The 10,658-nt window shown below is 74.2% G+C and carries 10 protein-coding genes and 1 pseudogene; 10 read left to right on the top strand and 1 reads right to left on the bottom strand.

The window, feature by feature from the left end; all coding sequences use genetic code 11:
* Positions 1-62 precede the first annotated feature (62 nt).
* From AB0H57_RS29130 to AB0H57_RS29085, 10 genes and pseudogenes are all read left to right on the top strand, one after another.
* On the top strand, positions 63-1,337 hold the full coding sequence (locus AB0H57_RS29130) for an adenosylmethionine--8-amino-7-oxononanoate transaminase (protein WP_357511876.1): 1,275 nt from the start codon (positions 63-65) through the stop codon (positions 1,335-1,337).
* Between the two features lie 90 nt (positions 1,338-1,427).
* The gene (gene pyrF / locus AB0H57_RS29125; protein WP_357511875.1) at positions 1,428-2,264 is read left to right on the top strand and encodes an orotidine-5'-phosphate decarboxylase; all 837 of its coding nucleotides are present in this window, start codon (positions 1,428-1,430) and stop codon (positions 2,262-2,264) included.
* Positions 2,265-2,443: 179 nt separating this feature from the next.
* A complete protein-coding gene (gene mihF, locus AB0H57_RS29120; RefSeq protein ID WP_357511874.1) occupies positions 2,444-2,761 on the top strand; it encodes an integration host factor, actinobacterial type in 318 nt (105 codons plus the stop codon).
* 26 nt (positions 2,762-2,787) lie between these two features.
* The gene (locus AB0H57_RS29115) at positions 2,788-3,321 is read left to right on the top strand and encodes a guanylate kinase (RefSeq protein ID WP_357511873.1); all 534 of its coding nucleotides are present in this window, start codon (positions 2,788-2,790) and stop codon (positions 3,319-3,321) included.
* A 51-nt stretch (positions 3,322-3,372) separates the two neighbouring features.
* Positions 3,373-3,639: a DNA-directed RNA polymerase subunit omega gene (gene rpoZ, locus AB0H57_RS29110; RefSeq protein ID WP_091341624.1), complete on the top strand. Its 267-nt coding sequence runs from the start codon at positions 3,373-3,375 to the stop codon at positions 3,637-3,639.
* A gap of 16 nt (positions 3,640-3,655) precedes the next feature.
* Positions 3,656-4,864 (top strand): bifunctional phosphopantothenoylcysteine decarboxylase/phosphopantothenate--cysteine ligase CoaBC, encoded by a 1,209-nt coding sequence (gene coaBC / locus AB0H57_RS29105; protein ID WP_357511872.1) that lies wholly within the window; start codon positions 3,656-3,658, stop codon positions 4,862-4,864.
* 127 nt (positions 4,865-4,991) lie between these two features.
* Positions 4,992-6,182 (top strand): methionine adenosyltransferase, encoded by a 1,191-nt coding sequence (gene metK / locus AB0H57_RS29100; protein ID WP_357511871.1) that lies wholly within the window; start codon positions 4,992-4,994, stop codon positions 6,180-6,182.
* Positions 6,183-6,253: 71 nt separating this feature from the next.
* Positions 6,254-8,161 carry a primosomal protein N' gene (locus tag AB0H57_RS29095; protein WP_357511893.1) on the top strand — a complete coding sequence of 636 codons (1,908 nt, stop codon included), beginning with the start codon at positions 6,254-6,256 and terminating at the stop codon, positions 8,159-8,161.
* Positions 8,162-8,258: 97 nt separating this feature from the next.
* On the top strand, positions 8,259-9,242 hold the full coding sequence (locus AB0H57_RS29090) for an AAA family ATPase (protein ID WP_357511870.1): 984 nt from the start codon (positions 8,259-8,261) through the stop codon (positions 9,240-9,242).
* An 84-nt stretch (positions 9,243-9,326) separates the two neighbouring features.
* A pseudogene (locus AB0H57_RS29085) lies at positions 9,327-10,310 on the top strand (cytochrome P450); the annotation flags it as partial.
* Between the two features lie 9 nt (positions 10,311-10,319).
* Here the strand turns inward: AB0H57_RS29085 and AB0H57_RS29080 are convergent.
* Entirely contained in the window at positions 10,320-10,652 is a 333-nt protein-coding gene (locus tag AB0H57_RS29080; protein ID WP_357511892.1) for a zinc ribbon domain-containing protein, read from the bottom strand.
* Positions 10,653-10,658: the final 6 nt, after the last annotated feature.

Raw genomic sequence — 10,658 nt, 5'->3', positions numbered from 1 at the left:
CGGCCGGGACCGCCAGGCCGGTCGAGGTGCGACCCGCCCGCGCGGAACCGAAGGAGAGCAGCGTGACGCCCGAGGAGATCCTCGCCGCCGACCGCCGGCACGTCTGGCATCCGTACGCGGCGGTGCCGCCGGCCAGTCCGCCGTACGTGGTGGACAGCGCCCGGGGCGTACGGCTGCGGCTGGCCGACGGCCGGGAGCTGGTGGACGGGATGTCGTCCTGGTGGGCGGCGATCCACGGCTACCGCCACCCGGTCCTGGACGCGGCGGTCACCGACCAGCTCGGGCGGATGAGCCACGTGATGTTCGGCGGGCTCACCCACGAGCCCGCCGTGCGGTTGGCCCGTACCCTGGTCGAGCTGGCCCCCGACGGCCTCGAACACGTCTTCCTGGCCGACTCCGGCTCGGTGAGCGTCGAGGTGGCGGTGAAGATGTGCCTGCAGTACCAGCGGGCCACCGGCCGCCCCGAGCGGCGCCGTCTCGGCACCTGGCGGGGCGGCTACCACGGCGACACGTTCCACCCGATGAGCGTCTGCGACCCGGAGGGCGGCATGCACCACCTCTGGGGCGACCTCCTGCCCCGGCAGGTGTTCGCCCCGGTGCCGCCCGGCGGGTTCGACGACGAGCCCGACCCGGCGTACGTCGCGGCGTTGACCGACGCGGTGCAACGGCACGCGGACGAGCTGGCCGCGGTGATCGTCGAGCCGGTCGTGCAGGGGGCCGGCGGGATGCGCTTCCACCACCCGCACTACCTGCGGGTGCTGCGCGAGGTGACCCGGCGGCACGGCATCCTGCTGGTCTTCGACGAGATCGCCACCGGCTTCGGCCGTACCGGGCGGATGTTCGCCGCCGAGCACGCCGGGGTCGGCCCGGACGTGCTCTGTGTGGGCAAGGCCCTCACCGGTGGTTACCTGACCCTGGCCGCGGCGCTCTGCACCGCGGAGATCGCCCGGGGCATCTCCGCCGGCGGGGTGCTGGCGCACGGCCCGACCTTCATGGGCAACCCGCTCGCCTGCGCGGTCGCCAACGCCTCGCTGGATCTGCTGACCGGCGGCGACTGGGCGGGCGACGTGGCCCGGGTGGGCGCCGGGCTGCGGGCCGGCCTGGAGCCGCTGCGCGGCGCGCCGGGGGTGGCCGACGTGCGGGTGCTCGGCGCGATCGGTGTGGTGCAGCTCGACCACGAGGTGGACCTGCCTGCGGCCACCGCCGCCGCGGTCGCCGCGGGGGTCTGGCTGCGACCGTTCCGCGACCTGGTCTACGCCATGCCGCCGTACCTGACCGACGACGCCGACGTGGCCCGGATCGCGGCCGGCATGGCGGCGGCCGTCGCGGCCGGCTGAGCCGACCGGGCGCCGGCGTGGCGCCACCCCACCAGCACCCACCGCCGGCGTGGCCGGGACGGTGACTCGGAGGACGAGGAGAGGGACGCCATGGAGAGTTTCGGGAGCCGGCTGCACCGGGCGGTCGCCGAGCGGGGGCCGCTCTGCGTCGGCATCGACCCGCATCCGGCGTTGCTGGCCCGCTGGGGGCTGTCCGACGACCCCGGGGGACTTGAGCGGTTCAGCCGGATCGTCGTTGATGCACTCGGTGACCGGATCGCGGTCGTCAAGCCCCAGTCGGCCTTTTTCGAGCGGTTCGGCGCCCGAGGTGTGGAAATTCTTGAGTCAACTATCCGACAGTTGCGCGATGCCGGTTCGCTCGTTCTGCTTGACGTCAAGCGCGGCGACATCGGGTCCACGGTCGCCGCGTACGCCTCGGCGTACCTCGACCCGGCCAGCCCGCTGTATGTGGACGCGGTGACCGCCACTCCTTACCTCGGCGTCGGTTCGCTGGCGCCGATGTTCGAACTCGCCGCCGCGCACGGCGGCGGCGTCTTCGTGCTCGCGCTCACCTCCAATCCGGAGGGCGCCGCGGTCCAGCACGCCCGCCGGGCGGACGGGCGCACCGTCGCGCAGGCCGTCATCGACGAGATTTCCCAGCTCAACCGGGGTGCTGAGCCGCTCGGCAGCATCGGCGCGGTGGTCGGGGCCACCATCGGCGACACCGGCCACGACCTCTCCGCGGTGAGCGGTCCGCTGCTGGCCCCCGGCCTCGGCGCCCAGGGAGCGACCGCGGCGGATCTGCGGACGGTCTTCGGCTCCGCGCTGCCGTGGGTGCTGCCGTCGTACTCCCGCGAGGTGCTGAACGCGGGGCCCGACACCGGTGCCCTGCGGGCCGCCGCGGACCGGGTGCTGGCCGAGTGCCGGGCCGCCCTGACCGCCTCCTGACTGACTGACGGCTCGGTCACTTTCCGTTGATCATTGCGTGCCCACGTTGCCGAAAGCGCGGATGACCGCTAGTTTTCCCCGCGCTGGGAACCACGGACCCCTTTGGTTGCCAGCGACACCACGTTTCACAGATGCGGCGGCGCGTCCGGCCCGTCGCAATAGGGACCTGAGGAGAACTGGTGCCGCTCCCGTCACTGACCCCCGAGCAGCGCGCTGCTGCGCTGGAAAAGGCCGCGGAGATCCGCAAGGCCCGTGCTGAGCTGAAGGAGGAGCTCAAGCAGGGCAAGATCACCCTCGCCGCCGTCCTGGACCGTGCCGAGGCCGACGACGTCGTGGGCAAGCTCAAGGTGTCGGCCGTCCTGCAGGCGATGCCGGGCATCGGCAAGATCCGCGCCACCCAGATCATGGAGAAGCTGAAGATCGCCGACAGCCGCCGGCTGCGTGGTCTGGGCGAGCAGCAGCGCAAGGCGCTGCTTGGAGAGTTCGCCGCCAACTGAACCGCGGCGGCGTGTAGAAACAAGCAGTGAGCACGGAAGGTGAGGCGCGCCCGGCGGCTCGGCTCACCGTCCTGACCGGACCGTCAGGTGCGGGTCGGGACGGTGTGGTGGGCCTGGTCCGGGCGCGTCTCCCCGCTCTGTGGGTGCCGGTGCCGGCCACCACCCGGCCGCCCCGGCCCGGCGAGGTGGACGGCGTCGACCGGCGCTTCCTCGACCCGGTCGACTTCGACCGGATGATCGCCGCCGGGCAGCTGCTGGAGTGGAGCCGGTTCGGGGCGTACCGCCGCGGGGTCCCGCGCGACCCGCTGCGCGCCCGGCTGGCCGCCGGCACGCCGGTGCTGCTCCCGCTCGACCTGCCCGGCGCGCTCGCGGTCCGCGCGAGCCTGCCGGGCGTACGCCTGGTCCTGCTCGTCCCGCCCGGGCACCGTCCCGACCCGGCCGTCACGGACGCGGCCGAACACACGCTGACCCACGACCTGACCGGTCGGGTGGTGGACGAGCTGGTAGGCTTGCTCGGTTCTTCATTGCTGGCTCCGGCCCCACCGCCGCCCGGCGGTTGACGGGTCGGGCCGCGTTCGCGCGGTAACTCTTCAGACGCAGAGGTTCAATTCGTGGGATCCATCGCCACCAACCCCGAGGGCATCACCAACCCGCCGATCGACGAGCTCCTGGAGAAGACCGACTCGAAGTACGCGCTGGTGATCTTCGCCGCCAAGCGTGCGCGCCAGGTCAACGCCTACTACAGCCAGCTCGGTGAGGGCCTGCTGGAGTACGTCGGCCCGCTGGTGGAGACCACCCCCCAGGAGAAGCCGCTCTCGATCGCCATGCGCGAGATCAACGCGGGTCTGCTCACCGCCGAGCCGACCGACCAGCCGTAGTCCCCGCCGCCCCGCGATGACCGCCGAGATCGTCCTCGGGGTCGGCGGCGGCATCGCCGCCTACAAGGCGTGCGAGCTGCTGCGGCTCTTCACCGAGTCGGGCCACCGGGTCCGGGTCGTCCCGACCGCCTCGGCGCTGCGTTTCGTCGGCGCGCCGACCTGGGCGGCGCTCTCCGGCCAGCCGGTCGCCGACGACGTCTGGTCCGACGCGCACGAGGTGCCGCACGTGCGGCTGGGCCGCCGCGCCGACCTGGTCGTCGTCGCACCGGCCACGGCAGACCTGCTGGCCAAGGCCGCACACGGGCTCGCCGACGACCTGCTGACCAACACGCTGCTCACCGCGCGCTGCCCGGTGCTGCTCGCCCCGGCGATGCACACCGAGATGTGGGAGCACCCGGCCACGGTGGCCAACGTGGCCACGCTGCGCTCCCGGAGCGTACGGGTGATCGAGCCCGCCGTGGGCCGGCTCACCGGGGCGGACACCGGCAAGGGGCGGCTGCCCGACCCGGCCGAGATCTTCGCGGTCGCCCGCCGGGCCCTGCTGCGCGGGGTCGACGCGCCGGCCGACCTGGCCGGCCGGCACGTGGTGGTCACCGCCGGCGGCACCCGCGAGCCGCTGGACCCGGTGCGTTTCCTCGGCAACCGCTCCTCGGGCAAGCAGGGCTACGCCTTCGCCCGGGCGGCCGTCGCCCGCGGCGCCCGGGTCACGCTGATCTCGGCCAACGTCGCGCTGGCCGATCCGGCCGGCGCGGACCTGGTCCGGGTCGGCACCACGGAGGAACTGCGCAAGGCCACTCTCGACGCGGCCGACCGGGCGGACGTGGTGGTGATGGCGGCGGCCCCCGCCGACTTCCGGCCGGCCAGCTACGCCACCGGCAAGATCAAGAAGTCGGAGGACGGCAGCGTGCCGGTCCTCGACCTGGTCACCAACCCGGACATCGCCGCCGAGCTGGGCGCCCGGCGGCGGCCCGGCCAGGTGCTGGTGGTGTTCGCCGCGGAGACCGGCGACGCGGTCGCCAACGGCCGGGCCAAGCTGGCCCGCAAGCGGGCTGACCTGATCGTCATCAACGAGGTCGGCGTCGACAAGGTGTTCGGCGCCGACACCAACGCGGCGACGGTCCTCGACTCCGGCGGCGCCGTGCACGAGCTGCCCGAGCGGGGCAAGGAGGAACTGGCCGACGCGGTGTGGGACCTGGTGGTGCCGCGGCTGACTGGGCATTCCTGAGGTTTTCACCGACGCCGGGCTTCCTTAACACTGGTCACATCTCGCGTTGCCGGCACCCCGGTCACCGCGAGATGACTAAACTGCCGCCGAACGACCATCACGAGATTTCAAGTTACTTAGGAGTGCCGTGACACGTCTCTTCACCTCCGAATCGGTCACGGAGGGTCACCCGGACAAGATCGCCGACCAGATCAGCGACGGCATCCTGGACGCCCTGCTCGCTCAGGACCCGCACAGTCGGGTGGCGGTCGAGACGCTGATCACCACCGGGCAGGTGCACGTGGCCGGCGAGGTGACCACCAAGGCGTACGCGGACATCCCGACGATCGTCCGGGAGACGATCCTGGGCATCGGGTACGACTCGTCGAAGAAGGGCTTCGACGGCGCGTCCTGCGGCGTGAGCGTCTCCATCGGCGCCCAGTCGGCGGACATCGCCCAGGGCGTGGACAATGCCTTCGAGCTGCGGACCGGCGCGTCGGAGAGCGCGCTGGACGCGCAGGGCGCCGGCGACCAGGGCATGATGTTCGGCTTCGCCTGCTCCGAGACCCCCGAGCTGATGCCGCTGCCGATCGCGCTGGCGCACCGGCTGGCCCGCCGGCTGTCCGTGGTGCGCAAGGACGGCACGATTCCCTACCTGCGGCCGGACGGCAAGACCCAGGTCACCATCGAGTACGACGGCCTGCGGCCGGTGCGGCTCAACACGGTGGTGGTCTCCAGCCAGCACGCCGCCGACATCTCGCTGGACTCGCTGCTCACCCCGGACGTGCGCGACCACGTCATCACCCCGGAGCTGGAGGGCCTCGGGCTGGACACCGAGGGCTACCGGCTGCTGGTCAACCCGACCGGCCGGTTCGAGATCGGCGGCCCGATGGGCGACGCCGGACTGACCGGCCGCAAGATCATCGTCGACACGTACGGCGGGTACGCCCGGCACGGCGGCGGCGCCTTCTCCGGCAAGGACCCGTCCAAGGTGGACCGCTCCGCGGCGTACGCGATGCGCTGGGTGGCCAAGAACGTGGTGGCCGCCGGCCTGGCCGAGCGGTGCGAGGCCCAGGTCGCGTACGCGATCGGCAAGGCCCACCCGGTGAGCCTGTTCATCGAGACGTTCGGCACCGAGACCGTGCCGGTGACCTCGATCGAGAAGGCGGTGACCGAGGTCTTCGACCTGCGCCCGGCCGCCATCATCCGGGACCTCAACCTGCTCCGCCCGATCTACCAGCAGACCGCCGCGTACGGCCACTTCGGCCGCGAGCTGCCCGACCTGACCTGGGAGAGCACCGACCGGGCCGCCGACCTCAAGTCGGCCGCGGGAGCCTGACCGGCACCAGGCGTAGCGACCGGCGACCCGCGGACGGGTCGCCGGTCGCTCGCGTCTGCGTCGACGTTCCCCTGGCCCACCTGGACCGCCCGTTCGACTACCTGGTGCCGGCCGACCTTGACGAGGCCGCCCGGCCGGGGGTGCGGGTGAAGGTGCGCTTCGCCGGCCAGTTGGTCGACGGCTGGCTGCTGGCGCGGGCCGACGCGTCCGAGCACCCCCGGCTGGCGTACCTGGAGAAGGTGGTCTCGCCCGAGCCGGTGCTGGCCCCGGAGATCGCCGAGCTGGCCCGCGCGGTCGCCGACCGGTACGCCGGCAGCCTCGCCGACGTGCTGCGGCTGGCCGTCCCGCCCCGGCACGCCCGGGTCGAGAAGGAACCCGCCGCCGCGACCGAGCCGGCCACCTCGGAGGCGGCCACCGGCGAGCCGGTCGACCCGCGCGGCTGGCGGGACTACCCGGCCGGACCGGCGTACCTGCGGGCGCTCACCGCCGGCCGGCTGCCCCGTGCGGTCTGGTCCGCCCTGGCCGGCGAGGACTGGGCCGCCCGGTACGCCGACGCGGTGGCCGCCACCGTGGCCGGCGGCCGGGGCGCGGTCGTGGTGGTGTCCGACGCGCGGGACCTGGACCGGCTCGACGCCGCGTTGAGCGCGGTGCTCGGCCCGGGGCGGCACGCCTGTCTCTCCGCCGCGCTCGGTCCGGCCCGGCGCTACCGCGCCTTCCTGGCCGCCCGTCGGGGCGAGGTGCCCGTGGTGATCGGCACCCGGGCCGCGATGTTCGCCCCGGTGGCCCGGCTCGGCCTGGTGGCGATCTGGGACGACGGCGACGACCTGCACGCCGAGCCCCGGGCGCCGTACCCGCACGCCCGGGAGGTGCTGCTCACCCGGGCCCAGCTCGCCGGGGCGGCCGCGCTGGTCGGCGGGTACGCCCGGACCGCGGAGGCGCAGCTGCTGGTGGAGACCCGCTGGGCGCACGAGGTGGTGGCGGACCGGGCGACCGTGCGGGCGCGTACCCCGGCCATCGCCCCGGCCGGCGACGACCCGCAGCTGGCCCGCGACCCGGGCGCGGCGACGGCCCGGCTGCCCAGCCTGGCCTGGACCGCCGCCCGGGAGGCGCTGCGCCGGGACGCGCCGGTGCTGGTGCAGGTGCCGCGCCGCGGCTACCTGCCCGCGGTGTCCTGCGCCGACTGCCGGACCCCGGCCCGCTGCCCGCACTGCGCCGGCCCGCTCGCCCTGCGCTCCGCCGACGCGCCCCCGGCCTGCCGCTGGTGCGGCCGGGTGGTCGCCGCGTACGCCTGCCCGGAGTGCGGCGGCCGGCGGCTGCGTGCCGCGGTCACCGGGGCCCGTCGCACCGCCGAGGAGCTGGGCCGGGCGTTCCCCGGCGTGCCGGTGCGCACCTCGGGACGCGAGGAGGTGCTCGCCGCCGTGCCGGGCGGGGCCGGCCTGGTGATCGCCACCCCCGGCGCAGAACCGGTGGCCGACGGCGGGTACGGCGCGGTGCTGCTGCTCGACTCGTGGGCCCTGCTCACCCGGGCCGACCTGCGGGCCGGCGAGGAGGCGCTGCGCCGTTGGCTCGCCGCGGCCGCGCTGGCCCGGCCGGGGCCGGCGGGTGGCCGGGTGGTGGTGGTGGCCGACGGCGCGCTGGCCCCGGTGCAGGCGCTGCTGCGCTGGGATGCCGCCTGGTTCGCCGCCCGGGAGCTCGCCGAGCGCCGGGAGCTGGGCTTCCCGCCGGCGGTGAAGATGGCCAGCGTCACCGGGGCCGCCGACGCGGTGGCCGACCTGCTCGCTGCCGCCGAGCTGCCGGCCGGCGCGGAGCTGCTCGGCCCGGTGCCGGCCGACGACGATCGGGAACGGATGCTGGTCCGGGTGCCCCGGGCCCGGGCGGCGGCGCTGGCCGGCTCCCTGCACGCGGCGGCCGGGACGCGCAGCGCCCGCAAGGCCGCCGACCCGGTCCGCCTCCAGATCGACCCGCTGAGCCTCTTCTGAGCGTGGCCCGCTGCTCGTCGCACTCCGCGTCCGCCGGGGGCCCCGGACCGGGGTGATAGCATCGCCCGTCATGCCGGTGAGCAGGGGTGGGCCAGCCGTGACCGTTCGTCAGTCGATTGTCTTCAACGGTGACCTCGGCAGCGGGAAGAGCACCGTCTCCGTCGAGATCGCCAACCGGCTGGGCATGCGCCGGGTCAGCGTCGGTGACCTCTACCGGCAGATGGCGCAGGAGCGGCAGATGACCGCCCTCCAGCTCAACCTGCACGCCGAGCTGGACCAGGCCGTCGACGGCTACGTCGACCAGCTCCAGCGGGACATCGCGGCCTCCGGCGAGGCCCTGGTGATGGACTCCCGGCTGGCCTGGCACTTCTTCACCGACGCGCTCAAGGTGCACATGATCACCGAGCCGGGTGAGGCCGCCCGCCGGGTGCTGCTGGGCCGGTCCGGCCCGGCCGAGAGCTACACCTCGCTGGAGGAGGCGAAGGCCCAGCTCAGGGAGCGCAGCGAGAGCGAGCGCGGCCGGTTCATCCTCCGCTACGGCGTGGACAAGGCCCGGCTGCGCAACTACGACCTGATCTGCGACACCACCCGGGCCACCCCCGAGCAGGTCATCGAGCACGTCATCGACGTGCACCAGGGCCGCCTCGGCGCGGAGGTGCTGCGGGAGGGCACCCCGCTGCTGCTGCTCGACCCGCGACGGATCTATCCCACCGAGGACATCGGCACCCTGCGCGGGCTCTGGGACTCGGAGTTCGTCGGCGAGGTGGCCGAGGCCGGCGACGAGGCGCTGGAGCCGCTGCGGATCGGCTACACCGGCGAGTACTTCTTCGTGGTCGACGGCCACCGCCGGCTCAGCGCCGCCCTGCAGAGCGACTTCCCGCTGGTCCCGGCCCAACTGGTCGCCGAGGTGGACGAGCCGGTGGCGGGTGGGACGAGCGCGGTGGACTACTTCACCTCGCAGGTCCGGCCGAGCGTGATCCACGACTGGGAGGCGGCGCACGGCATCACGCTGCCGCTGCCGGCGCACGCCCTGCTCGCCGGGGACGCGGTGCTCGCGGGGGAGCCGGGAACCGCCGGCTGACCTGCCCCCGACCCGGACGGGATCGCCGGATCGGGCGGGGCGGAGCATGATGGAGGCTTCCGTCCGATTTTCGGGAGGCCGACCGTGGACCCTGCCGACGCCCTCGCGACGCTGCTGTCCCCATCCGGGCGGGTGGACCCGTACCCGGTCTACGAGCGGTTCCGCGCCCACGGCCCGGTGGTCCAGGCCGGGCCGGTGTTCTACGTCGCCACCGGGTACGCCGAGGTCGACGCGATGCTGCGTGACGCCCGCTTCGGCGTGCTGGACGACGCGCTGCGCGACCAGTTCCTGCCGGGCTGGCGGGACAGCTCGGCGATGCTGTCCATCTCCCGGTCGATGCTGCGCACCAACCCGCCCGACCACAGCCGGATGCGCCGGCTCGCCGCCGGGGCCTTCACCCCGCGCCGGATCGCCGCCATGCGGGACGTGATCGTCGCCCAGGCCGACGAGCTGGTCGACCGGATGCTCGCCCGGGGCCGCGACGGGGTGCCGGTCGACTTCCTGGACGAGTTCGCCTACCCGCTGCCGGTGGGGGTCATCTGCGCGCTGCTCGGGGTCCCGGCGGCGGACCGGGCGCTGTTCCGCCGCTGGGCCGCCGACCTCACCGGCGTGCTGGAGCCGGAGATCAGCCCGGCGGAGCTGACGGTGGCCGACCGGGGCGCCACCGAGCTGCGGGACTACTTCACCGACCTGGTCGCGGCGCGCCGGCGCAGCCCGGCCGACGACCTGACCACCGCGCTGGTGCAGGCGCACGACACCGATGGTGGGCGGCTCTCCGGCGACGAGCTGCTGGCCAACCTGATCGTGCTGCTGGTGGCCGGCTTCGAGACCACCACCAACCTGCTCGGCAACGGTCTGGTCGTGCTGCTGGACCACCCGCGGGAGGCGGCGGCCCTGCGCGAGTACCCGGAGTTCGCCGCCGGGTACGTCGACGAGCTGCTGCGCTACGACTCACCGGTGCAGCTGACCTCCCGGATGAGCACCGAGCCGGCCCGGCACGGCGGGCTGGACCTGCCGGCCGGCAGCTGGCTGATCCTCTCCCTGGGCCTGGGCGCCGCGAACCGGGACCGTTACCTTTCAGTGCGCTCTAGCGAGCACACGATTGGTAGTCCCGCCTTGCGGTGGGACGGTCCCGGTCTGACCCGCTGATGCGGTGCCGGGTTGACGCTTCGCAGCCACCAGCCTCGCGGGCGGGGTCTTATGGTCGGCTCCACGTCCAGCCACCGGGCCACTCCCGGCGGTGTCGAACTCAGCCGCGAGCGCGGCCAGGTTGCGGGCGGCGTTGAGGTCCCGGTTGAGGACTAGGCCGCACGCCTGGCAGTGGTATTCACGCTCGGAGAGGGCCAGCTTGGTTTTCACTGTGCCGCAACCGGAGCACGTCTTGCTTGACGGGTACCAACGGTCGGCCACGAGCAG

Source organism: Micromonospora sp. NPDC050686, from assembly GCF_040654475.1.
Taxonomy (GTDB): domain Bacteria; phylum Actinomycetota; class Actinomycetes; order Mycobacteriales; family Micromonosporaceae; genus Micromonospora.
Note: the sequence above shows the minus strand (reverse complement) of the source record. Positions and strands in the feature narration are given on the sequence as shown.

Excerpts from the sequence above, each read along its gene's own strand:
- coaBC (WP_357511872.1), top strand. The coding sequence starts at position 3,656 with ATGACCGCCGAGATCGTCCTCGGGGTCGGCGGCGGCATCGCCGCCTAC.
- pyrF (WP_357511875.1), top strand. The coding sequence starts at position 1,428 with ATGGAGAGTTTCGGGAGCCGGCTGCACCGGGCGGTCGCCGAGCGGGGG.